At 60.0% G+C, this 26,616-nt stretch carries 20 protein-coding genes; 4 read left to right on the forward strand and 16 right to left on the reverse strand.

Annotated elements, in window-relative coordinates; genetic code table 11:
• Together ACKVY0_RS28465 and ACKVY0_RS28470 are read right to left on the reverse strand one after the other, a co-directional pair.
• A partial coding sequence (locus ACKVY0_RS28465; RefSeq protein WP_409218271.1) for an SdrD B-like domain-containing protein occupies positions 1 to 2,413 on the reverse strand: 2,413 nt, incomplete at its 3' end.
• A 1-nt stretch (position 2,414) separates the two neighbouring features.
• On the reverse strand, positions 2,415 to 3,575 hold the full coding sequence (locus ACKVY0_RS28470) for a hypothetical protein (RefSeq protein ID WP_409218272.1): 1,161 nt from the start codon (positions 3,573 to 3,575) through the stop codon (positions 2,415 to 2,417).
• A gap of 836 nt (positions 3,576 to 4,411) precedes the next feature.
• Between ACKVY0_RS28470 and ACKVY0_RS28475 the strand changes: the two genes are divergently transcribed.
• Positions 4,412 to 5,644: an argininosuccinate synthase gene (locus tag ACKVY0_RS28475; protein ID WP_409218273.1), complete on the forward strand. Its 1,233-nt coding sequence runs from the start codon at positions 4,412 to 4,414 to the stop codon at positions 5,642 to 5,644.
• 180 nt (positions 5,645 to 5,824) lie between these two features.
• Here ACKVY0_RS28475 and ACKVY0_RS28480 read toward each other — a convergent pair whose 3' ends face one another.
• From ACKVY0_RS28480 to ACKVY0_RS28495, 4 genes are all read right to left on the reverse strand, one after another.
• Entirely contained in the window at positions 5,825 to 6,259 is a 435-nt protein-coding gene (locus ACKVY0_RS28480; protein WP_409218274.1) for a hypothetical protein, read from the reverse strand.
• A gap of 270 nt (positions 6,260 to 6,529) precedes the next feature.
• The gene (locus ACKVY0_RS28485; protein ID WP_409218275.1) at positions 6,530 to 8,611 is read right to left on the reverse strand and encodes a prolyl oligopeptidase family serine peptidase; all 2,082 of its coding nucleotides are present in this window, start codon (positions 8,609 to 8,611) and stop codon (positions 6,530 to 6,532) included.
• A 63-nt stretch (positions 8,612 to 8,674) separates the two neighbouring features.
• The gene (locus tag ACKVY0_RS28490) at positions 8,675 to 9,079 is read right to left on the reverse strand and encodes an HNH endonuclease (RefSeq protein ID WP_409218276.1); all 405 of its coding nucleotides are present in this window, start codon (positions 9,077 to 9,079) and stop codon (positions 8,675 to 8,677) included.
• Positions 9,072 to 9,308: a hypothetical protein gene (locus ACKVY0_RS28495; protein WP_409218277.1), complete on the reverse strand. Its 237-nt coding sequence runs from the start codon at positions 9,306 to 9,308 to the stop codon at positions 9,072 to 9,074. The genes ACKVY0_RS28490 and ACKVY0_RS28495 overlap by 8 nt, the downstream gene beginning before the upstream one ends.
• A 92-nt stretch (positions 9,309 to 9,400) precedes the next feature.
• Here ACKVY0_RS28495 and ACKVY0_RS28500 point away from each other — a divergent pair, with 92 nt between their 5' ends.
• On the forward strand, positions 9,401 to 11,803 hold the full coding sequence (locus tag ACKVY0_RS28500; protein ID WP_409218278.1) for an ATP-binding protein: 2,403 nt from the start codon (positions 9,401 to 9,403) through the stop codon (positions 11,801 to 11,803).
• Here ACKVY0_RS28500 and ACKVY0_RS28505 read toward each other — a convergent pair whose 3' ends face one another.
• The 5 genes from ACKVY0_RS28505 to ACKVY0_RS28525 all read right to left on the reverse strand — a co-directional run bounded on the left by ACKVY0_RS28505 (position 11,804) and on the right by ACKVY0_RS28525 (position 17,725).
• Positions 11,804 to 12,967 carry a sulfite reductase flavoprotein subunit alpha gene (locus tag ACKVY0_RS28505; protein WP_409218279.1) on the reverse strand — a complete coding sequence of 388 codons (1,164 nt, stop codon included), beginning with the start codon at positions 12,965 to 12,967 and terminating at the stop codon, positions 11,804 to 11,806.
• A gap of 64 nt (positions 12,968 to 13,031) precedes the next feature.
• Complete coding sequence (creC, locus tag ACKVY0_RS28510; RefSeq protein ID WP_409218280.1) at positions 13,032 to 14,459, reverse strand: two-component system sensor histidine kinase CreC; 1,428 nt, start codon at positions 14,457 to 14,459, stop codon at positions 13,032 to 13,034.
• Entirely contained in the window at positions 14,456 to 15,154 is a 699-nt protein-coding gene (gene creB / locus ACKVY0_RS28515; RefSeq protein WP_409218281.1) for a two-component system response regulator CreB, read from the reverse strand. Before creB ends, creC begins: the two co-directional genes overlap by 4 nt.
• Positions 15,155 to 15,288: 134 nt before the next feature.
• Entirely contained in the window at positions 15,289 to 16,473 is a 1,185-nt protein-coding gene (locus ACKVY0_RS28520) for an inner membrane CreD family protein (RefSeq protein ID WP_409218282.1), read from the reverse strand.
• Positions 16,474 to 16,552: 79 nt separating this feature from the next.
• The gene (locus tag ACKVY0_RS28525) at positions 16,553 to 17,725 is read right to left on the reverse strand and encodes a hypothetical protein (RefSeq protein WP_409218283.1); all 1,173 of its coding nucleotides are present in this window, start codon (positions 17,723 to 17,725) and stop codon (positions 16,553 to 16,555) included.
• An 80-nt stretch (positions 17,726 to 17,805) separates the two neighbouring features.
• Here ACKVY0_RS28525 and ACKVY0_RS28530 point away from each other — a divergent pair, with 80 nt between their 5' ends.
• Both ACKVY0_RS28530 and ACKVY0_RS28535 read left to right on the forward strand, forming a co-directional pair.
• A complete protein-coding gene (locus ACKVY0_RS28530; protein WP_409218284.1) occupies positions 17,806 to 20,247 on the forward strand; it encodes a PVC-type heme-binding CxxCH protein in 2,442 nt (813 codons plus the stop codon).
• Positions 20,248 to 20,285: 38 nt separating this feature from the next.
• Entirely contained in the window at positions 20,286 to 20,912 is a 627-nt protein-coding gene (locus ACKVY0_RS28535; RefSeq protein ID WP_409218285.1) for a YiiX/YebB-like N1pC/P60 family cysteine hydrolase, read from the forward strand.
• A 20-nt stretch (positions 20,913 to 20,932) separates the two neighbouring features.
• On the opposite strand, the gene ACKVY0_RS28540 is transcribed toward ACKVY0_RS28535, so the two are convergent.
• The 5 genes from ACKVY0_RS28540 to ACKVY0_RS28560 form a co-directional block, all read right to left on the reverse strand.
• Positions 20,933 to 21,781 carry a hypothetical protein gene (locus ACKVY0_RS28540; protein WP_409218286.1) on the reverse strand — a complete coding sequence of 283 codons (849 nt, stop codon included), beginning with the start codon at positions 21,779 to 21,781 and terminating at the stop codon, positions 20,933 to 20,935.
• A complete protein-coding gene (locus ACKVY0_RS28545) occupies positions 21,778 to 22,746 on the reverse strand; it encodes a hypothetical protein (RefSeq protein ID WP_409218287.1) in 969 nt (322 codons plus the stop codon). Before ACKVY0_RS28545 ends, ACKVY0_RS28540 begins: the two co-directional genes overlap by 4 nt.
• Before the next feature lie 260 nt (positions 22,747 to 23,006).
• The gene (locus ACKVY0_RS28550; RefSeq protein WP_409218288.1) at positions 23,007 to 24,227 is read right to left on the reverse strand and encodes an alpha/beta hydrolase; all 1,221 of its coding nucleotides are present in this window, start codon (positions 24,225 to 24,227) and stop codon (positions 23,007 to 23,009) included.
• A 62-nt stretch (positions 24,228 to 24,289) separates the two neighbouring features.
• Positions 24,290 to 25,006, reverse strand: coding sequence for a 3D domain-containing protein (locus ACKVY0_RS28555; RefSeq protein ID WP_409218289.1), 717 nt, complete (start codon positions 25,004 to 25,006; stop codon positions 24,290 to 24,292).
• A gap of 171 nt (positions 25,007 to 25,177) precedes the next feature.
• Positions 25,178 to 26,542 (reverse strand): replication-associated recombination protein A, encoded by a 1,365-nt coding sequence (locus ACKVY0_RS28560; protein ID WP_409218290.1) that lies wholly within the window; start codon positions 26,540 to 26,542, stop codon positions 25,178 to 25,180.
• Positions 26,543 to 26,616: the final 74 nt, after the last annotated feature.

The raw sequence follows: 26,616 nt of genomic DNA on the forward strand, positions 1-26,616 counted from the left end.
GTGCCAGTGTGGCAGGCGAGATGGTGATGGCCGGGCAGGTGCGGAAACCGAAGTCCAAGGTCAGGTCCGTGTTCGAATTGGTGTCGCCGTCAGCGATGGATTCACCGTTCGAAGTCAGTGTGATCACCGGGCTAGTCACGGGCTGCCCTTGTGCGGTCTGGGTGCCGTTGTCATCATTGTCCACGCTGTTGTCCGTGGTCACAGTGGGACTTGTGCTCAGCGGAGCGGAAGCGGGCGGTGTGGGGATGTAGATGAAGTATTGGCCGGGCACCAGGTTGTTAAACACGTAGGCACCGGTGGCACTAGTCGTGGTGGTGGCGGTGGGCGTGGCGCTCAGGGGATTTTGACCGCTGCGGAAGAGCTGCAAGCCGACGCCGGAAATGCCGACCTCGGCGGCGTCCTTGACGCCGTTCACATTGGCATCAGTCCACACCATGTTGCCGATGCTTTGTGGCGGGTAACGGAAGCCCAGGTCCACGGTGAGGTCCGTGTTATCGTCATCAGCATTATCCGTGGTCTTGCTCACGCCGGTCTCAGTGGCGGTATCGGTCGGCTCAGCATCCGCCATGAGCGTGAAGACGGCGGTGCTGATGCCGGTGGTGCTTGGCGAGGCGGCATCCACACCGTCCTCTCCGGTGGCACTGTCATCGCCAGTGGCGGTGCCGGGCACTGACTCGTAGTCGTCGAGCGCCTGACCAGCGGCAAAATTGCGCAGCGGGATGTGGATGAAGTAGCTGCCCTCCGTTAGCGTGGTGAAGGCATACAAGCCGCCGCCCGCCGTGGTGGTGATCGCCACCGGGATGCTCGTGCCGGGCGTGTCACCCGAATCATACAGCTCCACCGCCACCCCGTCGGCGCCCTCGCCGCTGTCGTAACGGCCATTGAGGTTCGCGTCCTTGAACACCAGGTTGCCCACACCCACCTTGGGCTTCGGCGGGTAGGAGTCATACATGGCGGAGGCCTCCAGGTCGGCAGTGCTCGGCATCCCCGGCACCCCAGGGTAGAAGTTGGCCAGGAAGACATTGCTGCCGTTGCTGCCCAGCGTCACCTCGATGAAGCGCAAGCCGCTGTTGTCCACGGCGATCATGCGGTTGTTCACGTCGTCCCAGGCCAGCGTCTCCACATCCACCGAACCACCGCTCACGCCACCGACAATGTTATTGTCCGAAACCGCGAGAATGGCACCTGTGGTGGGGCTGATTTCATACACATGATCGTCGGTGCCATCCACGGCGTAGAGCCTGCCGTCAGCAGTCATTTCTAGCCCGTCGGTGTAGCGATCCACCTGACTCTGACCAGCGATGTCACCCACCAGTGTGAGGGTGGAGGCGAGCATGGGATTGGCATTGAGGTTGCGAATGTCCAGGTAGTAAAGGCGGTCCGTGGTGGTGCTATTGTTCTGATTATTATCACGCGGATCAGCCGTGTAGAAGCGCTTCGTGCCGGGGTCGTAGGCCAGGCATTCAATGGCCCCGCCACTGGTCGGCTGCTGGATGTGGCCGAGCAGGGTGAGGATGATGTTGCCGGCGTTCGCCGCCGCATCGTTGAGGTTGTAGATCCAAAGCGACTGGGTGTTTGCCGGGGCGCCGCTGAAGCGTTCGGTGGAGAGGATGTAGGCCTCGCCGGTAAAGCGGTTCACCGCCATGGACTCGATGTCCCCGGCGTCCTCAATGTCACGCACGGTGGGGTCGGAGGGGCGGCGATACTTCAGCCGGCCATAGTCATGAGAGGTCGCGGCGGGATTGGTGTAGTTGTCAAACGACCACAGGTGCATGGCCGCAGAGATCGTGTGGTCTTCGTCAATCAACCACAGCACGGTGCCGCCCGTCGTGGTCACATGGTCCTCCACTTCGCCATTGCCGCTCACTCCGATCGGGCCCGGGCTGCTGGTGGAAGTGAGCCGCACGCGCACCCCGGTGGTGCCGGGCGAGGCATTGTTTGGGACGGTGAAGTTGAACGTCCGGTTGGAGTTCGAGGTGCCATTGGCAACAGTCGTGTTATTGGTGATCTGCTCACCCGAATCAGTGAGCACACCGTTGCGGTTGAAGTCGATCCAGATGTTGAGGAAGACCGTGGAGCCCGTGGTGTTGGTCACATTCACCGTGAGGGTGTTGCCAGTTGCTCCCTTTGTGATGGTCGCGGGCACCGTTACGCCGTCCTCGTCATCACTCCCGGTGGTATCGTCACCCGTGGCGGTGGCGTTGGTGGTGTTGCTGGCATCCCCGTCCACAAGAGGGCCGATTTTCAGCGTGTTGAGCACCGTGCTGCTGGCACTGCCAAAGGGCGAGTAGTCGCCATAATCCACCGCTGCCTGGGCTGCGGAGGTGAGAAGCAGGCAGGCAAGCAATGCACGGAGGCCGGAGAACGAGCCATCTGCAATCCGCTCTGGTGCTCTGTTTAGATGGTACTTCATGTCAGTTCTTGCTTACGAAAGTTTTGCCGCACGGTGCCGATGCGCAGATTTGCAGGAGGTAGTCCTCCTTTTCGCCGCTGCCTGCCGTGCCCGAAACAGTGGTGGCGGCGCTGGACGTGAACCGGAAGCGCGCAGCCATATTGCCGACAAACGCACCCAATGGCACCGCCACGCTGGTGTCCACGTTGGCCGCCGTGGCGCCGGTGGTGTGGGTGACGTTGACCGTCATGCTGCTGGTTGCGCCCTGCGAAACCCTGGCTGGGAGGGTGACGCCGTCTGCGTCATCGCTGCCGGTCAGGTCATCACCCGTGGCGGTGGCGTCGGTAGCGGTGACGGATTCGGTATCGGTAAGTGCACCAATTTTCAGCGTGGAAAGTAGAGTGCCGCAGGCGCTGCCGACCATGGCGAAGTCGCCGAAGTCAGCCGTGGGTGAGGCGATGGGGTAACGGGCCGTGCTTTCATCGACGAGGCGGCGCACGGCGTTGGTGCCTGCGGGTTCAAAGCGTGAGGCCAGCACCTTGCCATCCGCGTCCCAGACTTTGAGGCCGACGTAGTTCAGCACCGTGGTGCCGCTGACATCACGAAACTCCACGCCGAGGGCATCGGCGGTGATGGCAGGCTGGAGATTGCCGCGTGTGCCGAGGGTGAAGCTGAGATCAGACCGATCAGTCCGATCCGACCAATCCGACCGATCCTTCTGGGAAGGCCGCTGCGCCACCGTGAAGCCGTGCTCCAAGCCGCGCAGATCATTCACAAACCACTCCTGCACCGTCGCATCCCACTGGTAGCTCAGGCGTTGGCCCTGGGTGGCCACCAGCGGTATGCCCGTTACCTCCTTCTGCGCCTTTCCGAAGCCATAGCTCTGCAACATCAGCCCCCACTCCCAGCCGCCGCTCTTTGGGGTGGTGTGGAAGCCCCTCCCGTCAAACTTCGTCACCCACTGCTGTCCAGGATTGTGCGCCTGCCAGGTACCGTCCACCAAGGTGAAAGCATGCTGCCCGGCCTCATAGGCAGCGCGGACACCCTCCCAATCAGACTTGGAAACGCCCGCTGGCAGCTTGTCAGCGGCAGCCATGCCGACTTTGGCCGCAGGCGGCTCACTGGTGGCGCTGGTGAGAAAAGTAACTGCCAGCGCTGCCAGCAAACAGATGTGACGGCTCACCCCTGAGCGACGCCACACCGTGATTGGGGCCGCGTCATTCGGCAACGGCGTTCGGGCAATCACACATTCCTCCAGCACAGGCGTCGATCCTGAAGCACTGGGTGAAGAGCAGGTCATGGATGTAAAGGAATGCAATTGAGGGGGGTGAAGTAGCTCTATTTTATGGGAATTATGGTTTTATTCCATTAAAATAAAATATTGCTACAGTAAAGTTAATATTTTTCCTCTTCGCCAGCCACTCAAGCCGCTCTCCGCCTCCTCCCATTCCCCTTCGGCTGCCCGATTGCCGTCCCACCCAGGTGCCGCCCTCAATTCCTGGCCGGGTGCGCCGCGCTCCCTACACGCCGGCAGCTCCCAAACGGCAGATTGGGCCGCTGTCGCGGCATGCTGAACCCAACGCACAAAAAACCGCCGCATGGCGGGGGCTCCATGCGGCGGTTGGGCGGTCTCGGTGGATGCAGACCTGCAGTTTTAACCCTGCGGCTTCGGTTCACGCGCTTTGGGCATCGCGGCGGTGCCCACGCAAACAGTTGTTCAATTCCAAGGGAAAACCGGCAGACCGGGCCAGTTGCTGCGCGCACCAGCCACCTGATGAATCTAGTTTCCGCTCCTGAATTGGTTTGAGCCACAGATTCAGGGAAGCCACAGATAGTTTTCTGCTTTGGAAATCTGCGGTTTTCCTGAATCTGCGGCAATTGATCAGGCTTTCTGAGTCCGAAGTTTTGGTGCGTAAGCCCTGCCCGCGCCCCCAAAAAATCCGCCCCCGCCCTCGACACCTTCGCATTCACCCGTATTCTCGCCGCCCGCATTTCCGCCCTTTCTTATCCCCAACTCCCATGAGTAAAAAAATCGTCCTCGCCTATTCCGGCGGCCTCGACACCTCCGTCCTCCTCTCCTGGATCAAAGACACCTACCAGGCCGAAGTCATCGCCTTCTGCGCCAATGTCGGCCAGGACGACGAATTGAAGGGCCTGAACGCCAAGGCCAAGAAGACCGGCGCCTCGAAAATCTACATCGACGACCTCCAGGAAGAGTTCGCCACCGATTTCATCTACCCGATGATCCAGGCCGGAGCCATTTACGAAGGCGAATACTTCCTCGGCACCAGCATCGCCCGCCCCCTCATCGCCAAACGCATGGTGGAGATCGCGAAGGCCGAAAAGGCCGGTTTCATCGCCCATGGTGCCACCGGCAAAGGCAACGACCAGGTGCGCTTTGAACTCACCGCCGCCGCCCTGGCCCCCGAAATCGAAATTATCGCTCCTTGGCGTGACGAACGCTTCCGCACGCAGTTCCCCGGCCGCGCCGAAATGATCGCATACTGCGAAGAAAAGGGCATTCCCGTACAGGCCAGCGCCAAGAAGCCCTTCTCGATGGACCGCAACCTCCTGCACATCAGCTACGAGGCCGGCATCCTCGAAGACCCATGGTTCGATGCCAGCGACCCCAAATACAAAGGCTACTTCAATACGCTTTCCGTCTTCCCCGAAGACGCTCCCGACAAAGGCGAAACTGTGATCCTTGAGTTCGAAAAGGGCAACTGCATCGCTGTGAATGGCAAGCTGCTCTCACCTCTCGGCGTCATGAAGCTGCTCAACAAACTCGGTGGCAAGCACGGCGTCGGCCGTGTGGACATGGTGGAAAACCGTTTCGTCGGCATGAAAAGCCGTGGCGTCTATGAAACCCCCGGCGGCAGCATCCTGCACTTCGCCCATCGGCAAATCGAAAGCCTCACGATGGACCGCGAAGTCATGCACCTGCGCGACAGCCTCATTCCGAAGTACGCCACGCTCGTGTACAACGGCTTCTGGTATGCGCCAGAGCGCTATGCCCTCCAGGCGCTCGTCACCGAGAGCCAGAAGAAAGTCAGCGGCACCGTGCGCATCAAGCTTTACAAAGGCAACATCATCGCCGCCGGCCGCAAGAGCATCTTCAGCCTCTACAACCCGCAGATCGCCACCATGGAGGCCGATCCCACGAAAGCCTACAACCAGGACGACGCCACCGGCTTCATCCGCCTCAACGGTCTGCGCCTCAAAACCGGCGCACTGCGCGACCGGAAGAAATAGCGGCCGTGTCACGCCCGTGAACAGATCAAGGCACCAGAAACGGCAGTTGATGGTTGATGGCCTGATATTTCGGGTCTTGCGCGTGAAAGCCACATTCTCCTGCGGCGTGGAACGCTGAGAACTTTGCAAACGGCTGATGTTCAGGCCATCAACTATCAACCAGCCACTATCAACTCAGCTTCACCATAACGTGAATCCCACCTGCCCCGCACGTCTGATGCTCGGGTTAAACAGCAGAAACAGCGCTCCGATCACATAGGTCAGATTGGCCAGTCCCACCCAGATCGGCACGACCACATGCGGAATCAGCGGACCGCGTGGCGGCTTTATGCCGGGAAACACATGGTTGATGAACAGCACCCCCGCGCCTGCTCCCGCCAGAAAGACCAGCGCCAGCAGCCAGCGGCAGTACTTCCGCTCATTCATGAACCCATACATCACTGCGAGGCTCAAGGTGTACCAAAGGGTGGCACCCGCAAACCACCAGAAAATCTCATGAAACAAAAACATCGTGATCACCACCGCCCCAAAAATCATGTGCGCCCACATGAACTTGCGCGCAAAATTAATTTCCTCGCGGTGGGTGGCTCCACGAAAGCGCTGTACATCAAGCATAACGTCAGGGATCGGTAGGGGAAGTCTGGTTGAGGTTGTCTTTGATGATCACTCCCGATTTATGCTCAAAGGGGAACCACGCACCGTTCTTAGCAAGTTTGCGGCCACAATCCAAGCAGAAATTGCTGGTGACCAATACATTTTTCACTGCTCCCGTGCTCCACACCGCTGAGGTGGAAAGTCCTGCAAACGTATTTCCATTGAGGATCAGTCCATTGACCCCACCACTCCCGGCAACATTCCTTGATGGAAAACTGCTTCACCAGCCCCTCAATCCTTCATTCCCAGCACCCGCACCAGAAACGCCCACTCGTCCGCCGTCTTCTCGATCGTCTTGTTCAGCGCCGTGCCCGCGCCATGCCCGGCGCTCGTTTCGATGCGGATCAGCGTTGGCGGCCCGTCCTTGGCCTGAGCTTCCTGCAAGCGTGCGGCGAACTTGAAGCTGTGCGCGGGCACAACGCGATCATCGTGATCGCTGGTGAGCACGAGCGTCGCCGGATAGCGTGTTCCGGACTTCAAGTTGTGATACGGCGAGTACTTGAGCAGCGCCTTGAACTCCGCGCCGTTCTCCACCGTGCCGTAATCGCTCTTCCAGCCCCAGCCGATGGTGAATTTCTCGAAGCGCAGCATGTCCAGCACACCCACGGCAGGCAACGCGGCGGCGTAAAGATCGGGACGCTGCGTCATGCACGCGCCGACGAGCAAACCGCCGTTGCTGCCGCCCTGAATCGCCAATTTTTCGCGTGAGGTGTATTTGTTCGCGATCAGCCACTCCGCTGCGGCGATGAAATCATCGAACACGTTCTGCTTGCCGAGTTTCACGCCCGCCAGATGCCATTCGCGGCCGTACTCGCCGCCACCGCGCAGATTCGGCATCGCGAAGACGCCACCCATCTCCAGCCACACAGCGCGTGAAACGGAAAATCCGGGCACCATGTTGATGTTGAAGCCGCCGTAGCCATACAGCAGCGTCGGATTAGATCCGTCGAGCGGGAGGCCCTTCTTGTGGACGATGAACATCGGCACCTGCGTACCGTCCTTGCTGTTGAAGAAGACCTGTTTCGTTTCGTAGCCCGCACCGTCGAATTTCACCTCGGGCTTCCGCCACAGCCTGCTCTCGCCGGTTTTCAAATCCATGCGGTAGATCGCACCCGGCTCAGTGAAGCCCATGAAGGTGAAAAACGTCTCCGTATCCTTGCGATGCCCCCAGAGGCCGCCTGCGGAGCCGATGCCTGGCAGTTTCACGTCACGAATCAGCTTCCCGTCATAATCGAAGCACTTCACCTCCGTCTTCGCATCGCGCAGATACTCGCAGAACATCTGCCCACCCACCGTGCTGACGCCTTCCAGCAGCACCTTCGGCACCTCCGGCACCACGATGCGCCAAAAGCCCCGCTGCGGCTTGCGCGTGTCGATGGCGATGACCTGGAAGCACGACGCATTCAAATCCGTGCGGAAGTAGAACACCGGCCCGCCATTGTCGATGAAGGAGTAGCGCGCGTCGTTGTCGTTGAGCAACTCCACCACCGGCCCATCACCGGCGATCTTCTTGTAAAACACCCGGTTCTTCGGCTCCGTGCCCAGCCACACCTGGATGATCAAATACTCGCCATCTTCTGTCACGCTGCCGCCAAAGCCCCACTTCGGCTCGTCTTTGCGCTCGTAGATCAGCGTGTCGTCACTCTGCGTCGTGCCCAGCTTGTGGAAGTAGAGCTTGTGAAACTCGTTCTTCGCCGTCAAAGCCGCACCGGGCTTCGGTTCATCATAGCGCGAGTAGAAAAAGCCGCTGCCGTCCTTCAACCACGACACACCGCTGAACTTCACCCACTTCACTACATCGTCCAAATCACGCCCCGTGGCGATGTCGCGCACGCGGATCGTCGTCCAGTCGCTCCCCGCTTCCGAAACGCCATACGCGATGAGTTTGCCATCCTCGCTCGCCTCATAATCCGACAGCGAGGTCGTCCCATCCGCCGACATCGCATTCGGATCGAGCAGCACCTTCGCCTCGCCCTCCAGCGAATCCGTCGTCATCAACACGGCCTGATTCTGCAAGCCCGAGTTGTGCGTGAAGAACCACCGTCCCCCACGCTCGAACGGCTGCCCCACGCGTTCGTAATTCCACAGTTCCTTCAACCGCTGCTGAATCGCCTCCCGCTTCGGCAGCTTCTCCAAAAAATCGAACGTCACCGCATTCTGCGCCTTCACCCACGCCTTCGTCTCCGCCGCATTGTCATCCTCCAGCCAGCGATACGGATCAGCGATTTTCACGCCATGATGCACATCGACGACGTCCTCCTTGCGGGTCTGGGGATACGTCAAAACATCGGCAGCGAGAGTGGAGGCAGTCATGAAGAGCAAAAATGCGGAGCGCATGCCTATCATCCTGCGCCGCGGGCAGGTATTTGCAACGCCTCAGGCCTTTGGTGAAGCCATGGCTGCCCGTTCCTCCAATCGGGCCGGGTCGTTGAACCGCAGCAGCTTCGCAGTGGCTCTGCCCATCACTGTCAGCCCTACAACCTGCAGGCCACGAATCTGGAAATGCTCATGCCACTTGTCCCGTCTCGGCTGAAACAGCACCACCACTCGTTTGCGTGAATCCAGAGTCGCAATGTCGGCACCCTTGTGCCGGTTGCAGAACGCACAGCAGAAAGCCAGATTGCCAGCGGTCGTGCTACCTCCGTGTTTTTCACTGATGATGTGATCCACTTCGCAACCCCAGAAGCAGTCATCCTCATGAATCAGACAATACTCGCAGCGCTGCGAAGCTCGGGCTGCAATTTTGCGCCTGAGCGCAGCAGCAATGTGCGACTCACTCACGACTGAGGAGCTGGCGCGCACGCGCTTTGGCGAGGCGCATGAGGTGTTCGAGCTGCATATACTCGTCCAACTCACGTTTCTCCTCGGGGAGCAGCCCGGTGTTTTTCTCCTTCGCAATCAAAGCGGCCACTTTCCTTCGTGCCTTGGCAGAAGGTTTGAACGAAGCCACGTCAGCGCTGGTGCTGCCGCCAGCCATGAATTCGATGATTTCCTGGTGCGCTTTGGTCATGTCACCATGCTAGCCACCATTCGCCATTTTCCAATTCTCATTTTGCAATTCCACCCTCCCCCGCCACGCTCGGGCTCACCCAACTCACCACCATGCCCATCAGCCCTGACCAATACGAAAAGCTCGGCAGCTTCTACCTCGGGCGCGAATACGATCTCGCTACCAAATCGATCAAAGACGATCTCATCCTCTACGATTCGAAGGATCTCGTCACCCACGGCGTCGTGCTCGGCATGACGGGCTCCGGCAAGACCGGTCTCTGCCTCGCGCTGCTCGAAGAAGCCGCCATCGACGGCGTTCCCGTCATCGCCATCGACCCGAAGGGCGACCTCGGCAACGCGCTACTCACCTTCCCCAATCTCACGCCGCAGGAGTTCCGCCCGTGGATCAATGAGGACGAAGCACGCCGCAAAAACCAGTCGCCCGACGACTACGCCGCCGCGCAATCGGCCATGTGGCAGAAAGGCCTTGGCGATTGGGGCCAGAGCGCCGACCGCATCAAAAAGCTGCGCGAGACGGTCGATATGGCCATCTACACGCCCGGCAGCAACGCGGGTCTGCCCGTCTCGATCCTCAGCTCGCTCAATTGCCCGCCCGCCGAAGTCACGGACGACGCCGAGGCGCTCGCCGACCGCATCGAGAGCACCGTTTCGTCGATGCTCGGCCTCATGGACATCGAAGCCGATCCGATTCAATCGCCCGAACACATCCTGCTCAGCAACATCGTCGCGCATTGCTGGAAGAAGGGGCAAAACATCTCGCTCGAAAACCTCGTTCGACACATCCAGCAGCCGCCGATTCGGAAGATTGGTGTCGTCGATCTCGACAGCTTCATGCCCGAGTCCAAGCGCACGCCGCTGGCGATGAAGCTGAACAACTTGCTCGCCTCCCCCGGCTTCAGCACCTGGCTGGAGGGCGAACCGCTCGACATCCAGCGCATGTATTACACGAAGGAGGGCAAGCCCCGCGTCACCATCTTCTGCATCGCCCATCTCAGCGACACCGAGCGCATGTTCTTCGTCTCGCTGCTGCTGAACCAACTCCTCGGCTGGATGCGTACGCAGCAGGGCACCACATCTCTGCGTGCTCTGTTCTACATGGATGAAATCTTCGGCTACCTACCGCCCACGGCCATGCCGCCGTCGAAGAAGCCGATGATGTTTCTGCTCAAACAAGCGCGTGCTTTCGGCCTCGGCATCCTTCTCGCCACGCAAAACCCCGCCGACCTCGATTACAAGGCGCTGGCGAACATTGGCACTTGGTGGCTCGGCCGCTTGCAGACGGAGCGCGACAAGATGCGCGTGCTCGACGGCCTCGAAGGCGCGGCCAACACCGCCGGTGGCAAATTCGACCGCCAGCTCATGGAGCAGACGCTCGCCAGCCTCGGGGCCCGCGTCTTCCTCATGAACAACGTCCATGAAGACGCGCCCGTGGTCTTCCATGTGCGCTGGATCTTGAGCTACCTCAGCGGTCCGCTCTCCCGCCCGCAGATCAAGGCGCTGATGGACCCGATCCGCCCGAAACAAGCCGCCGCAGCCGAAGATGATGGCTTCGCACCTCCAGGAGCCAGCAGCGCCGCAGCAGATCGCAACACCACGCGCCCGAAGCTGCCCGAAGGCGCCACCGAGCTGTTCCAGCCCACCGATGAAGACGGCGAACGCCTCACCTACACGCCCGCCATCCTGCGCAGCGCCACCGTTGTGTTCGACGATGCCAAACGGAAGATCAGCGGCAAGAGCGTCATCACACTCGTCAACGCCATCGACATCGAGAAGCAGAAGGTCTTGTGGGACAAGTTCATCGACATCCCGAAGGACGACGATCTCTCCAAGTTCGAGTCCGAACCGAAGGAAAACGCTGCCTTTGCCGATCTGCCCGGCCCTGCGCTGAAATCCAGCACCTACACCAGCATCAAGAAAGACTTCACCGACTGGGTCTATGCCAATCACAGCCTCGAAGTCTTCTTCAGCCCGCTGCTGGAGGCCTATTCCAATCCCGGTGAGAAGCAGGACGAGTTCAAAGCGCGCATCACGCAAACTGCCCGTGAGCTGCGCGACAAGGCCGTGGAAGAACTGCGTGAGAAGACCACCAAGGCGGTGAAGTCCTTGGAGACCAAGGCCACCAAGGCAATGGCAAAGGTGGAAACGCAGAAGGCGCAAGCCAGCAGCGCCACACTGAGCAGCGTCGTCTCCATCGGTGGCGGCATCCTTGGCGCCATCTTTGGTCGCAAAAGCGGCATCACCGCCGCCAGCAGCAGCATCGCAGGAGCCAGCCGTGTCATGAAGGAGCGCCGCGAGGCCGCCGCCGCCGCGAGCGAGCTGGAGGCCATCCAGTCCGAGATGACCGACCTGGAAAAACAACTCGCCGACGACACGCAGAAGATCCGGGATCAATACGATCCCGCTGTGCTTGCCCTCGATACTGTGAAGCTCACACCTGTGAAGAAAAACATCCAGGTGACCGCGACGGGGATTCTGTGGTTGGCGAAAGCGTGATCAATACACGTCGCGGCGATAGCGCTTCGCGTCCTTCATCGCCTGAACATAGGCGGCGGCTTCTTCGGGTGTTTTACCGCCTTCTTTTTCGATGATCGTGTGCATCGCCTTGTCCACGTCACCGGCCATGCGAGCGGCGTCGCCGCAGACGTACATGATCGCGCCCTGTTCGAGCCAGGACCAGAATTCGGCGCTGTGTTCGAGCATCTTGTGCTGCACATAGATTTTCTCGGCCTGATCGCGGCTCCAGGCGGTGCTGAGCTTGGTCAGGGTGCCGTCGGCGAGATAGGCGTCGAACTCGTCCTTGTAGAAGTAGCAGGACTTGGCGCTGACTTCGCCGAAGAACAGCCACGCCTTGCCCTTGGCGCTCGTCGCCTTGCGTTCTTCGAGAAACGCACGAAACGGCGCGATGCCAGTGCCGGGGCCGCACATGATGATGGGCGTCTCTTCATGCGGCTCGGGCAGGCGGAAGCCTTTGCCGTGATTCACGAAGCACGGGATGAGCGTTTCATTCGGCGTCACGCGCTCGGCCAGGAAGGTGGAGCACACACCGCCACGCGCACGGTTATGACTGGTGTAGCGCACGGTAGCGACGGTGAGATGCACTTCATTCGGGTGCGCTTTCTGACTGCTGCTGATCGAGTAGAGGCGGATGTTCAGCTTCTTCTGCGTCAGCATGAACTCCTCAGGCGTGAATTTCGCAATGGGGTTTTCCAGCAGCAAGTCGATCACAAAGCGGCCCCAGAGATAGTGTTGGAGTGCTTCTTTTTTCTCCGGCACACTCAACTCGGCCAACAGCGTATCGCCTGCGGTCTTTTCGATGATGGCTTTAATGAGTTTGTTGTCGATCTCGGTGATGAGCGCGCCTTCGATCAGCGCCTGACGAATCGGCACCTCTGCGGCGGTCTTGGGATGCTTCACGATCTCTGTGCCGGAGAAACCGAGCGCGGCGAGCGTGTCATCGACGAGTGCGGGATCATTCGTGGGCTGCACGGCCAGCGAATCGCCCGGCGTGTATTCGAGGCCGCTGCCGGCGAGATCAATCTCGTAATGCGCAGTGTGCTTGGGCGCATCAGGCCCGGAAAGGTTGAACATGCGCTTCACTTTCGCGATGCAGGGGTTCTTGACGTTGTAAACGGGCTTTCCGGCTTCTGGAGTGCTCATGATGGTTGGTGGCGAGATGCGCGAGACTAGGGAAGCCGGTCAGAATTGTCAAACCTGCCCTCCGCTACACAGCGAGAATCAACATCGCCTTAGCACCCGGCCCACTTTCAAGATTTGTGAGTTCGACGCTGCCTTCGTGCAGTTGAGCGACTTCTTTGACGAAACAGAGGCCGAGTCCGGTGCTCTTTTTGCCGGTGTCAGGCCGTGGTAGCGAGTAGAAACGCTCAAACACACGCTCGCGGGCATAGTCGGGAATGCCGGGGCCGCGATCTTCGATCTCGATCACGACCTTGGCATCGAAGCGATAGCCTCGGGCGATGATGGCGCTGCCGTGCGGAGCAAAGTCGATGGCGTTTTGGATGAGATTGCTCAAGGCCAGCTCGATGAGCCACGGATCGCCTTGGATCACGAGTTTTTCGTCCACATCACGCTGCAACGTGACGTCCCGTGCTGCGGCGATGAGCGCGTGATGATCCCAGGCGCGGTCGATCATCTCGCGCAGGTTCACTGGCCCGCGAACGACGAGCGCCTTCTGCTTTTCGAGCGCAGCGAGGTGCAGGAGGCGTTCGAGCAAGTCGCGCAGTCGTCCGGCCTCGGTGCGGATGTTTTGCAGGAAACGGGCGCGTTTGGGCTCGGGCACATCGCCTTGGAGAATCTCGCTCGCGCCGAGAATCGCGGCCACCGGGCTCTTCAACTCGTGCGTGAGGCTCTGCACGTAGTTCTCGACGTATTCGCGGCCTTCGAGTGCATCCCGCATGTCTTCGAGTGCCTTGCCGAGCGTCTTCATCTGATGTCCCGGCATGTGAGGCGAGGCGGAACGCTCCCCACGGCTCACCGCCAGCGCATGCTGTGTCAGCACCTCCAGCGGACGCGTGGCCCAGCGTGCGGCGAGGTAGATGCCGAGTAACATCAGCAACACCGTGGTGATGATGGACCACTTCAGCCAGCGTTCCGTCTCCCACACGAAAGCCAGCACACCGCGTATTGGCTTGGCGACGCTGATCATGCCGATGGTTTGGCCGTTCAGGCGGATCGGCGCACCGACATACATCACCACGGAGAGCGGATCGTATGCGCTCGTGCGTGAGGAGCGTGCGCCGTACTCGCCCATCAGCGTGAGATTCACATCGCGGTGATTGGAGATCGCGCCGGGCTTCTCGATGCCCGCAGAGTCAAACAGCACGCGCCCCTGCGCATCAGTGACATAGACCTGCATGTCCACCTGCTCCTTGGTGCGGTTGTAGATCTGCGCATTGAGCTGGCGCTGCTGAGCGGCGCGGATGGCTTTCTCGACAGCCTGCGTTTGCAGAACTCCGTCCTTCGCCTCTGCCGCGAGGATTTCGGCCAAAATGTTCGCCACATCGACCATCGGCTCCTCCACCGCTTCAAAATACTGCCGCTCGACGCGGTGTATAAGCTGCGAAAACAGCACGCTCAGGCCGAGAATGGCGACGTGGGCGAAACCAACGAGAAAGCGCGAAGTGAGGCTCATGCTTTGGGCCAGGTTTCGAGCAAGGAGTAGCCCATGCCGCGGTGGGTGACGATGGGATCAATGCCCGAGCGCACACCGCGCATGCGGGCGCGAAGTGTTTTGATGTGCGTGTCCACGGTGCGTTCCATGGAGGCATCGGGTTCTTCAGAAGCATGATCCATGAGCTGCTCACGGCTGAAGACGCGGCCTGGATGCGTGGCGAAGGCCTTGAGCATGCGAAACTCGTAGCGCGAGAGGTTCAACGCGGTGCCGAAGTAGATGGCCTGACAGCGCACGTCGTCGATGACGAGAGGAATGGAGGCATCATGGCCGTTTGGCGGCAGTGGTGTGGCTGAAACACGCCGCAGGATGGCACGCACACGGGCGACGAGTTCGCGCGGGCTGAAGGGCTTCACGACGTAGTCATCGCCGCCGATCTCCAGGCCCACGACACGATCCACTTCACTGGAGCGTGCGGTGAGGAAGAGAATGGGCAGGGACTGGGTCTTGCGGATCGTTTTGCACACCTCGAAGCCCGTCATGTCCGGCAGACCGACATCAAGGATGATGAGATCGAAGGTCTGCGACTTCATCTGCTCCAGTGCATCGCGACCGGTGGTCGCGGTCGCGACGGCGAATCCGTCGGTTTCGAGGGCATAGACGACGTTTTCGCAGATGGAGGGTTCGTCTTCGACGATGAGAATGCGTGCTGGCATGGACGACAGGATGGAAGAATGGAAAATGAAGGAACTGCAAATGGTAAATGGTCTGAAACTGACGTGGCGGCGAGTCTGGGGCCATTTTCAGTTCTCCATTCCGCCATTCTCAGTTCCTCCATGATTGGGATGACTCATGCGAGACGCGGTGACACCGCGCCGAGCTTCTGGCTCCAGTCCACTTTGGCAGTCAGGGCCATCAGAACGCCGAGGGTGACGATGCCACCGAGGGTGAGCGTGAGGCCGGTGAGACCTTTGAAGAAGAAGCTGTAGCTGAAGAGCACCATGTAGGCCGTCTGAGCGACGACAGAGACACGGAAGAGAAATTCTCCGGCGGCGGCACGCAGGTAGCCGCAGACGAGCAGCAAGGACGCACTGGCAGCGATGACGAAGCTCAGATGCACGGGAACGACATCGAGCATGTAGGAGAACAGCAGCGGGAAGGCGAAGAAACCGGCGGCGAGGAAGACATAGTTCACCGGATGCAGCGACACGCCGCGTGAGATGGCGGTGATGATGATGACGGCAAAGAACAGCAGCAGCGAGAGCGGCGCGTAGAACGAGATCTGCGCGGCCACGGGGCCGGCATTCAGCTCACGCGGCATTTCCATGCCGATGCCGGGGGCGGAGATGGCGTCTTCGTATTTCCAGATGAGCTGCATGCCTTTTCCGACAGGCTCACGGTCGGTGGGAGAGCTGATGGGGAAGTTCACGTCGCTGAAATCGGTGTTCATGGTCAGCGTGAAGTCGCGGATGCGGCTGGCATCGGCAAAGGCGTAGCGCCAGAAGTCCATGCCACGGCATTCATAGCTCACGGTGATGGGAATACTCTCGCCGGGGGCGAGTTGGACGCTGTCGGTGATGACGCCTTGCTCGGGAGCAGCGATGGAATCACGCGCTTTTTCTCCGGCACCGAGGGTGAACTTGATCTTGTCGAGCAAGGCATTGGCGCTGGGCAGTTCGAAGTCGATCTCGAGCGTCTGGGTGATGGCGGTGCTGTTGGTAAAGGTGTAGCTGCCATCGAATGTGACTCCATAGGTGCGGTGCCAGAGCAGGCCCATCTTCACAGGCTGATAGTCGAGTTTGACCTTCACATCGCTCTTCGCAGGCTGGAGCGTGACCTTGCCGCCGCTGGATGAGGTGTAGCGTGCTCCAGGATGTTTTTGCATCAAAGTCGGCCCCCAGCGGCCGCTGACACTGTCGCCAGTCTGGCTGGCGACGTGGTTGGTGCGGTAGTTGATGGTGCCGCCAAGAAACCACCAGGCGAAAGTGGTGCAGACGAAGATGACGGCGATGGCGATGAGGTGAGCGAGTTTCATAATTCAATGTTCAAAGTTCGATGTTCAAAGTTCGATGTTCAAAGTTCGATGTTCGATGTTCAGGGTTCAATGTTCGGAGTCAGTTGGAGGTGCGTTTGCGGTAGGTGATGCGGGCTTGAGGTTGTTGATCGCGGCAGAGGGCTTTGCGGAGGTGCAGGCCTGCGCTGGCGGGTTTGTCGGTGACGGGATCGGCGTTGCCGGTGAAGCTGAGATCGTAGCCGGTGGGCAGTTGCACGTTCCAGTCGATCTGCTTCGCAAAGAGCGGCGTCTGCGGCAGGGCGAGGTCGAGTTCGCCTTCAGCAGCCTGCAAAGCCGTGACAGTGGCGGTGAAGGAGAGTTTCACCTCGGATTCAGCGCCATCGGTGGCGGGATCTTCGAGCGGGATCTCGATGCGATTGGCTTCGCCAAGCGTGGGGCGCACGGGGTCGCCGTTGACGTGGCATTGCAGCAGTTTTGCGGCTGCGGGGAGCTGCAGGATGAGCTTCACGGGATGATCGTGACGCACGGTGATCGTGCCTTCAGTGAGTACGGAGCCATCACGGACGACTTGAGTCGTGTAAGTGGCCGTGGAGACGATGGCGTCGTCGGTGGAGTCTGCGAGCGGGGGTTGCGCCGCTTTGCGGGCGTCTTCGAGGGTGAAGGTGATTTCTCCGCCTACAGCGGGCAAGGCGGTGATGCCTGCGGTGACGAGGGTTTGCGTCGTGGTGCCAGTTTGGAGGCGCAGGGCTTTGCCTTCGGGCAGTTCTTTGACTTCGAGCGAGGCGACAGGCGATGCGGCGAGATGCAGCGTGGTCCCCTGCCCTTCGCTGGCGAGTGCGAAGGTGAGCTTCACGCTCTGCATGCCGGTTTTATCCGTGATGAGGCAGAGGTGGTCATCCGTGACAACGACGCGGGCGTCTTTGGGTTCAACGGCGATCGCGCCAGTGGCAGCGCCGGTGATGGGGATCATGTGCCAAGCGGCATCGAAGTTCTCCACCTGCATCTCGGCAGTGATCGTGCCCGCTTTGACATCGAGATGATATGCGGTAGCGAGCAGTGCGGCAGTGACGGGAGGAGCTGGTTTGACCTCCGGCGGTTTTTCTTTCGGCAACGTCGCGGCGACGAGGCGTTTGAGTTCGCCGTAGGTGATGCGCACCTCGCTTTCATCAAGCGTGGCGGTGGTGACGGGTTTGACGGTTTGAGCCAGCAAGGTGCTGGCTCCCAGGAGGGCGAGGAGGATCGGTTTCACGACGCCCATGCTCAGCAGGGACATGAAGCCTTGATGAAGCGGGCATGAAATGATGGTGAAATGTGTCTTTCACCCATCGTTGGTTGCTGTCATCCACCCACGCTATGTGTCGATCCATTCAAAAGCTGCTGCTTCTCTTTGCGAGTTTGAGTCACCTTAACGGCACCGAACCGCCGGAGAAAATGCGGGAACAAAAACTGCCGGAGGCCGCTAAGGCGGCAAACAGCGGGGCACGATTTGTGGATCTCAACGGCGACAAGTTTGAGGACATCGTCGTTTCGAATGTGCGTGAGTATGGCGTGTTTCTCTTTGTGCCGAAGGAGCGGGCCAAGAAGAACCTGCAATGGGATGAAGGCTGGACGCAGGTGCTGCGCGAAGGCAAGGCGGGCGACGCGAACAGCCTGCCGTTGATCGTTCGTGCCGATGGTAGCGACAATGGTGTCACGTTTCACGATGGAGCGATGTGGATCGCGGAGACGAAGCAGCGCATCCCCTTCTCCGAGCTGCTCAAAGTGCCCGGACCCGCGCCAAGATCGCCGCAGGACTCATTGAAGGCGCTGAAACTAAAGCCTGGCTTTGAAGCGATGCTCGTGGCGCATGAACCGCTCGTGCAAGATCCTGTGTTCATCGACTGGGACGCAAAAGGGAGAATGTGGGTCGTGGAAATGGGCGATTACCCCTTCGCTCCCGGCGAAAAGACGAAGGATGGAAGCATGGGACAGGACAAGGTGTCCGAACTGCAGACCGGACGCGTCAAAATCCTCGAAGACACGAATGGCGACGGTGTTTATGACAAGGCGTCGCTGTTTCTCGACGGTTTGAAGCATCCCACCGGCCTCGTGCCATGGAAAAACGGCGTCTTCATCGCGAACATTCCGGACATCTTCTTCGCCGAGGACACGGATGGCGATGGCAAGTGCGACAAGCGCGAGACGTGGTTCACCGGCTTCACGGCAGGCAATCCACAGCATCTCGTGAATGGCTTCTGCTGGGGGCTCGACGGCTGGCTCTACGGCGCGAATGGCGACAGCGGCGGCGACATCACTTGTGCGAAGACGGGCAAAAAGATCGCGCTCGGCACGTATGATTTTCGCTTTGATCCGCGCACGGGCGAATTCGCGCTCGAAGGCGGACGCAGCCAGTATGGCAAGTGGCGTGATGATTTCGGCAACTGGTTCGGCAATAACAACAGCACCATCGGCTGGCACTACTGGCTGCCGTTTCGTTATTTGGAACGCCATCCCGAAATCGTGGCGAAGTCGCTGCGCGGCAATCTGAACGACGAAAAGCGTGTGTTTCCCGCCAGTCCGCCGGTGAGGCGCTTCAATCAGGCGAGTTTCGTCAACACGCTGACCTCCGGCTGCTCGCCCATGCCGTTTCGTGACACGACCTTCGGCAAGGACGGTGAAAACGTGATGTTCATCTGCGAACCGGCCAACAATCTCGTGCATCGCGAAGTGTTGAACTTCGCGGGCGCTTCGATCACGAGCAAACGTCATCCTGGCGATGCCGAGAGCGAGTTCATCGCCAGCGAGGACAACTGGTTCCGCCCCAGCATGGCCCGCACCGGCCCGGATGGTGCTCTTTATGTCGTGGACATGTATCGCCTGGTGCTGGAGCACCCGGAATGGATTCCGGCGGAGATCGCGAAGGGACTCGATCTGCGTGGTGGCGAGGACAAGGGGCGCATTTATCGCATCGCGAAGACTGGACCGGCTAAAGCCGGGACTACGATGCCCGATCCCGTCGCTGCGATGGCATCATCGAATGGCTGGATGCGTGACACGGCGCAGCGCCTGCTGCTTGAGCGTGGTGATGCGGCTGCCGTTCCTGTATTGAAGAAGCTGCTCACGGAAGCACCTGCGGTGCGGATTCAGGCCGCGTTCACGATCATGCAGCTCGGCGGCATGACGCCGGATGAATTGCTCGCCTTGCTCAAACCCAACGCACCGCAGGTTCGCGCTGCCACACTCACCGCCACTGGCAGCATGAGTGACGATGTCTTCATCGATTTGGAGAAACCTCTGCTCATGCAAGCACCCTCAAAGGCTCCAGCCATCGCGGCGATGCCGGTGATCACGAACAACAACCCGAACCGGCAGAAGGTCGTCGCCCAATACAGCGCAGAAGTCGTCAAACTCAGCGGTGATGCCAAACGCGGTGCCGCCGTGTTCCAAAAAGCCTGCATGATCTGCCACAAAGTCGGCGAACTCGGCATCGAGGTCGGCCCCGATTTGAAAACGGTCGCCACCAAGCCGCGTGAGCAGCTCATCGAGGCCATCTTTGATCCGAATCGCGCCGTGGAGCAGCGCAACGCGGCCACGCAGGTGACGAGGAAGGACAAGACGCTGGTCGTCGGCCAGCTTGCGTCTGAAACGCCGGGTAATCTCACGATCCGCCTGCCCGGCGGTGCCGAGATCGTCGTTTTGCGTGCCGACATTCAGGAACTCAAGACGCTGACGACTTCCATCATGCCCGAGGGCCTCGAAAGCGTGCTCACCGCCCAGGATGTGGCCGATGTGCTGACCTTCATCGTTGGCAAATAGGCGTGACAGACATGGCGGTGGTTGGGTAAGCTCCCGTCATGAAGCATTCACTGCAGCTGTCGATTTACCTTCTCCTCACTGGCTGCGTCTCTTCCGGCACGATCACGAGTTACATGCCCAGGCAGGGCGACATCGTGTTTCAATCGCTGCCGCACATTCCGGTCATCGACGCCATCGAGGGCTGCACGCACTCGCCTTACTCGCATTGCGGCATCGTGGTGAAGCAGGACGATGTCTGGTATGTGCTGGAGGCGATCGGGCCGGTGAGAATCACACGACTGGATCGCTGGATCGATCAGGGACGCGAGGATGCGTTTGCGGTGTGCCGGTTGAAGCCTGATTTCCAGCCGAAGGTGGGCGCGATGATCACTGCGGCGGAAAAATTCATCGGACTGCCGTATGACATCCAGTATGAACTCGATGACGAGAAGATTTACTGCTCGGAGCTGATCTACAAAGGCTTCAAAGCCGCCACCGGCCAGGCCTTGGGCAAGATCGTCAAGCTGGGAGATCTGGACTGGAAACCGCACGCGCAGGTCATCCGCGCCATCGCAGGTGATCCGGTCCCGCTGGAGCGCGAAATAATCACACCACGCGATCTGGCGAAGGCGGAGCAGTTGGAGGAAGTGCTGCCGCTGGAGAAGCATGTCGTCTTGTCGAGATGACGAGCTTTACGCGGCGGCGGTCATTCGGTGGCGGCCTTGAGCAATTGAGCGGCGGCATCGACCATGTCTTGCCGAAGACGTAGTCGCATGAAGCGGTTGTCCGAAGATTCACCGGGTGTGGCTGCCCCCAGCACGAAGTGGCTGGCCTTGACCGGGCCGGGCGATGTCTCCGAAGTAAAGTGTTCCTTCAATGTGCGCAGAGCATCCGGGCAAGCGGGATTGCCGAGGCGAACTTCCTCGGCAAAAGCCGTGATCGCGGCGTCCGTGCCACCGTCATAGTGGCGGAGCGTGTAAAGGATGTCGAAGGCGTCCTTGGGCTGCTGGCGGTCGCAGAAGGCACGAAGCTTGAGAGCGAGGAATGGGCCGACCTCGCAGATGCGAGCGGTGAGTTTCTGTTCGGCTCCGTGCAGGTCCACGCCAGTGACGAGGATTTGACGCGCCGTGGCGAGCGCTCGATCGACTCCGGGCAAGATTCCTGCGGTGATGTCCTCGACTTGGGTGGTGCCCGTGGTGTGTGGTGGCTTTTCGACGAGGAAATCGACCGGGATGGTGAAACCTTCGATGACTTTTTCGAAGCGTGACGGGTGGGCTTGGTTGGGTCTGAATCCCTGACCTTGGAGTTCCCAAAGCAGATTGCCATACTGGCCCGAGTCGGTGGCAAGAGCGATGCCGAGATCGACATCCAGTGTGGCGGGACGTGGCAAGTCACGCTTCTGAGCAAGATCACCGCACAGATACTTCGGCACATGTCCGCCGACGAGCACGAGACTGTCGCGCCACCTGCCAAGAGTGGACCAGACGGTGAGGAAGGCACTCTCGGCAAGACCGACGTGGTGCGGATCATACTCGGTATAGGTCTCGTATTTCATGACCGGCAAAAGTCTTCCCGCTCACGCAGGGCAGCAGCGGCGTCAGGGCCACGCAGGCCGGTGCGCTGAAGGTCCAGATAGATCTGCGCATCGGTGACCAGCGTCAGATCATTGCACGTCTGGGTTTCGGTCAGGATGCCTTCGTCATCTGGGAAGTGGAGCCAGAGATTGCCCCCTTCTGTGACGGGGCGAAGCCGCAGTTGTTCCAAGGTGGCTGCGTCCGGTGGTTGCGATACATAGGCAGAGCAGATGCTGGGTTCGGTAAACGGATGGCGAGTCCAGGCGGCAATCCATTGGGTGAAAGCGATGGCGGCAGATTCCTGCTTCGCCCAACTTTGCAGAAGACGAGCCAGCTCCTCCGGACGGTTGATGAACCCAGTGTAAAACGTGGTGCGGGTGCGCTTGGCAAAGCGGTCAGACTCCACCCAATCATCTAGGAGGGCCTGGGGATCACGCAGACGAAACTCACGGGCGCTGGTCTTTTCGGCGAAGCCCTGGCTGATGAGGTGCTGCACGATGCGTGAGACGAGGCCGGAACTGGCTTTGGTTCGGGGAACTATTTCGCCCTGCGTCCAAAGGCGGTCGCGGTCGGTGAGCAGGCAGCGAATGATACGGGCGCTCTTGCCGACGAAGATGTTACGCGGCTCCAGCTCGTAGCTGAACGAACGTCCGGGCAGCGGCCCGCGATCCACGAGCAAGCCTGGTGCGCGCAAATAAGCGCGTCCGTTGAGGTCCATGGCGGAGAATCCGTGGCGCTTGCAATGATTGAGCACGCGGGTGGTTATTTCGGCAGTAACGATGAGTGGCAGGGGAGTGGTCTGAAGCAGCGGTGTGCCGTCCTCTGGCAGGTGGGTGTCCAGCCAGAGGAGACTGGGCTTGAGTTCGTAGAAGGGGCGGAATGCAATACGCTTGCCATCGAGTCCCACCTCAATGCGATCTGGTCGATGAGGTGTGGATGCCGACACAAAATGCCAACTCAGGTCAGGGTCCGCAGCCAGAAGCTCCAGGAAGTGGGCCACCAACTCGCTTTCGTGGCGTATGATTGCGCCTTTACTGTTTTCTTGATTTTTCAATGCGCAGTAAAAATAGCACGTTCGAGTAAAAATGTGAATTTAATTTTACTGGGAAACGCAATTTTCACCATTCATTCAAAGAGACTATTTCAATAAAGGAGAGATCTGCCTGAGCAGCGAAATCATGATGAGAGCGTGCCCATGCGCACGGCTCACTTCACATCGCGCCAGAGCCAGCGGAGGGCGGCGGGGAGGCTGGGGGCCATGCCTTTGCTGCCGTGGAAACACTGGGTCCAATCGATGCGGAAGTCATAGTTCATGTATTTGAGCGCGGCGGCCATCTGCTGGTTGGCGAGGGGCCAGTTGCCGAATTTGTTGTCGAGGTCGTTTTCGCCATCGAGCAGGTAGATGCGGAGGGGTTTGCGCTCGGTGAGGCGAATGAGGGAGGGATAGACGTGCCCGCCTTTGAGATCGACGAAGGAGCCGACCCAGGAGAGGACTTTGCGGAATTTGTCCGGGCGCTCCCAGGCGACGGTGAAGGCGCAGATGCCGCCGGAGGAGCCGCCGGCGATGGCCCAGGCCTCGGGCTGCGGGCGGAACTTGGTTTGATAGCGCTGTTCGACTTCGGGCAAGATTTCGTCGATGAGGAAGCGGGCGTAAGCATCGCCGATGGAGTCGTATTCGAGGCTGCGATTCGCGGCTTTGTCGCCGGGCTTTTGCTTGGGCTTGCGGCCGGGGTCGATGAAGACGCCGACGGTGCGGGGCATGTCTTTTTGGTGGATGAGGTTGTCGAAGACGACTGCGGCACGCATGGAGCCGGTGGGATCGACGTGGCGGGAGCCGTCCTGCCAGACCATGAGGCAGGTTTCCTCGCCGGGCTGGAAGCCTGCGGGCAGATAGACGGTGACATCGCGCACGGTGTCGGGGAAGACCTGGCTGGTTTTCCATTCGAACTTTTCGAGCCTGCCCTGCGGCACGCCTGGCTGCGGCTGGCTGTCGGCGGTGTAGTCGTAATGCTCCACATGCACGGTGCCTGCGAGGCGCGGCATGCCTTCGGATTCAACACGATAGCCGAACTCGGTGAAGTTCGGCATGTCGGCGACGAGCACTTGGAGACCATCCGCACCGAGCGCGATCATGTCGCCAATGAGGGTGCCGTCCTGCTGCACGACGCGGGCAGGTTTGGGGTCGATGACGGCCCAGGCGACGGTGGTGGCCTCGATCTTCGCGCCAGCGCGGCCCTGAGTGAGATTGTTGAGGCCAAAGAGGCGCACGACTTTGGCCTGCAGCGCGGTTTGCTCCTGCGGCTGGGAGGTCGTCAGCAAGGCCGCCGCGATCTGTCGCGGTGTGATGGGCGGCGGCGCCCCCGCTTTGCTCTGAGCCTGGCTGTGACTGAAGGCGAGAAGGAAAAGCAAAAGGATGGCGGCACGCATGAGTGCGCCTTCTAACGACATGCACACGGCGGATTATCGCCCGATTTCCCTGCGGCGCTGATTTACAGCGAGGCGGTCGTGACCGGCTTCTTGCCTTCTGGCATTCCGGCAGTACTCAGGCGGGCCTCGATGCCCTCCATCATGGCGCGGACGTGCTTCCATTTCGTGCGGTCGCGCATGAGCTGCATGCTGCGCTCATAGGATCCCCACTTGATGACCTCGATGTCCACATGGCGCACACCCCAGTGGTTCATCATGGACTGGCTGGGCTTGTAGAGATCGATGGTGCCGGTGCCGACGAGGGCGCTGCCGTAATCATCGACTTCATAAACAACGTCGGGCTGGCCGGCGATGCGGAACTTCGTGCCGACCGGGAAGCGGGACCAGTCGGCGGCGGCGCTGCGCACATTGCCGAACTTCAAATTGGTGCCGACGGCGTTTTTCACGCCATAGACGATGTGATCGCTTTCATCGTGCGTGTAGGCCGTGGTGCGGACGCGCATCTGCGATTTGCGATGCGAATTCGAGGCGAGCACGAGCGGTGGCTTGGGCGCGTTGAAGACGAAGGTGTAGCCTTTGAGCTGGCTGGGGCGGAACGGGATGTGTGTGGCGAGCGCTTTTCGCACCTCGTATTTCTTGCCGGTTTCGAGGGGGGCGGCTTTCGGGCGCTGCTTTTCGAGCAAGTAGGTGAGCAACGGCTGCTTGGGTAATGCGCAGGATGATAGCGTGGCCGCGAAGGCGACACAGAGGCCAGTGGTCAGCAAACGTGAGTTGTACATGGCTGGATATTTTTGGAATTACGAAAATATTACCGTAATTTTCATATATCCTCAATACATAATTCATAATTTACATACTTTTAAAGTTCAATAGAAGTTAACAACCGTAGCCACTCCATCGTGAACAACTGATGCCGCAGCGCTTTATAACCAGTCTGGGCTGCTTGTCGGCTATCCTTGCTGAGCCTGCTCTTCCCAAAGCTTCCGCCAGTGATCGAGGCGCTCCTTGATCCGGCCTTCGAGGCCGTTGGGCGTCGGGTCGTAATACTGGCGGCCGCCTTCCAGGCAGCGCTGGGGGACGAAGCCGCCTTCATAGTTGTGCGGGTAGAGGTAGCCTTCCCCGTGTCCAAATTCCTTCGCGGCTTTCTTGTGGTGCGCGTCGCGCAGATGCTTCGGCACTGGCAGGGTGCGGCCGTTTTTCACATCCTCCAACGCGGCGTCGATGGCGGTGTAGGCGCGGTTGCTCTTGGGAGCCGTGGCGTTGTAAATCGTCGCGTGGGCCAGAATAATGCGCGCCTCGGGCATGCCAATGAACTCGACGGCCTGCTGCGCCGCCACGGCCACGCGCAGCGCGTTGCTGTCCGCCATGCCGATGTCCTCGCTGGCGGCGATGACGATGCGCCGGGCGATGAAGCGGATGTCTTCCCCGGCGTAGAGCATTTTCGCCAGCCAGTAAAGCGCCGCATCGGGATCGGACGCTCGCATGCTTTTGATGAAGGCGCTGATCGTGTCGTAATGCGCGTCGCCATCACCGTCATAGACGACCGTCTTTTGCTGCACGGACTCCTCAGCAGCAGCCAAGGTGATGACGATTTCGCCCGCAGCATCCGGCAGCGTCGAGAGCACGGCCAGTTCGAGCGCATTCAGGCAGCGTCGCGCATCGCCATCGGCCACGGTGGCGAGGTGATGTCTCGCATCGGGCTCAATCCGTGCCTTCATGCTGCCCAAACCGCGCTCTACATCGTTCAAGGCACGATCCATGAGTGCTTCGAGGTCGGCGATGCCCAGCGGCTCCAGCGTGAACACCTGCGAGCGGCTCACCAGCGGGCTGTTCACATAGAAGAACGGGTTGTGCGTCGTCGCGCCGATGAACCGCACGGTGCCACGCTCCACATGGGGCAGCAGCACATCCTGCTGCGCCTTGTTGAAGCGATGAATCTCATCCACAAAGAGGATCGTCGTCTTGTTATAAAGTCGTTGGTGCTGCGAAGCATGCTCCGCCTCCTTGCGAATGTCCGCCACGCTGCTTTCCACACCGCTGAGCGTGACGAAACGCGATTTCGTCTCCTGCGAGATGATGTGCGCCAGCGTCGTCTTTCCCACGCCCGGTGGTCCATAGAGGATGAGCGAGGAGAAACGATCCGCCTGCACCGCACGACGCAGCAGCTTGCCCTCCGCCAGGATGTGCTGCTGCCCGACGTACTCATTGAGCGTGCGCGGTCGCATCCGCGCGGCCAGTGGCGCGCCCGCATGATGCACCGCCGCAGCAGCACGAGGCGGCTCCGAGGGTGGTGGGGCGAAAAAATCGTCGCTCATGCGGTTCACAGCCGAAGCACAGTATCTCCCGCTTTGCACTTCGATTTTGCCACTGCTCATCCAATGCGCTAACG

Origin of the sequence: Prosthecobacter sp., assembly GCF_046154365.1 — a bacterium.
In the GTDB taxonomy this organism is placed as follows: Bacteria; Verrucomicrobiota; Verrucomicrobiia; order Verrucomicrobiales; family Verrucomicrobiaceae; genus Prosthecobacter.

What these genes read in the sequence shown, in the direction of transcription:
- creB (WP_409218281.1), bottom strand. Translation starts at nt 15,154, where the DNA reads ATGCCAGCACGCATTCTCATCGTCGAAGACGAACCCTCCATCTGCGAA.
- ACKVY0_RS28500 (WP_409218278.1), top strand. Translation starts at nt 9,401, where the DNA reads ATGCCCATCAGCCCTGACCAATACGAAAAGCTCGGCAGCTTCTACCTC.
- ACKVY0_RS28535 (WP_409218285.1), top strand. Translation starts at nt 20,286, where the DNA reads ATGAAGCATTCACTGCAGCTGTCGATTTACCTTCTCCTCACTGGCTGC.
- ACKVY0_RS28530 (WP_409218284.1), top strand. Translation starts at nt 17,806, where the DNA reads ATGTGTCGATCCATTCAAAAGCTGCTGCTTCTCTTTGCGAGTTTGAGT.
- ACKVY0_RS28485 (WP_409218275.1), bottom strand. Translation starts at nt 8,611, where the DNA reads ATGACTGCCTCCACTCTCGCTGCCGATGTTTTGACGTATCCCCAGACC.
- ACKVY0_RS28495 (WP_409218277.1), bottom strand. Translation starts at nt 9,308, where the DNA reads ATGACCAAAGCGCACCAGGAAATCATCGAATTCATGGCTGGCGGCAGC.
- creC (WP_409218280.1), bottom strand. Translation starts at nt 14,459, where the DNA reads ATGAGCCTCACTTCGCGCTTTCTCGTTGGTTTCGCCCACGTCGCCATT.
- ACKVY0_RS28560 (WP_409218290.1), bottom strand. Translation starts at nt 26,542, where the DNA reads ATGAGCGACGATTTTTTCGCCCCACCACCCTCGGAGCCGCCTCGTGCT.
- ACKVY0_RS28550 (WP_409218288.1), bottom strand. Translation starts at nt 24,227, where the DNA reads ATGCGTGCCGCCATCCTTTTGCTTTTCCTTCTCGCCTTCAGTCACAGC.
- ACKVY0_RS28505 (WP_409218279.1), bottom strand. Translation starts at nt 12,967, where the DNA reads ATGAGCACTCCAGAAGCCGGAAAGCCCGTTTACAACGTCAAGAACCCC.
- ACKVY0_RS28480 (WP_409218274.1), bottom strand. Translation starts at nt 6,259, where the DNA reads ATGCTTGATGTACAGCGCTTTCGTGGAGCCACCCACCGCGAGGAAATT.
- ACKVY0_RS28520 (WP_409218282.1), bottom strand. Translation starts at nt 16,473, where the DNA reads ATGAAACTCGCTCACCTCATCGCCATCGCCGTCATCTTCGTCTGCACC.
- ACKVY0_RS28525 (WP_409218283.1), bottom strand. Translation starts at nt 17,725, where the DNA reads ATGTCCCTGCTGAGCATGGGCGTCGTGAAACCGATCCTCCTCGCCCTC.
- ACKVY0_RS28555 (WP_409218289.1), bottom strand. Translation starts at nt 25,006, where the DNA reads ATGTACAACTCACGTTTGCTGACCACTGGCCTCTGTGTCGCCTTCGCG.
- ACKVY0_RS28475 (WP_409218273.1), top strand. Translation starts at nt 4,412, where the DNA reads ATGAGTAAAAAAATCGTCCTCGCCTATTCCGGCGGCCTCGACACCTCC.
- ACKVY0_RS28540 (WP_409218286.1), bottom strand. Translation starts at nt 21,781, where the DNA reads ATGAAATACGAGACCTATACCGAGTATGATCCGCACCACGTCGGTCTT.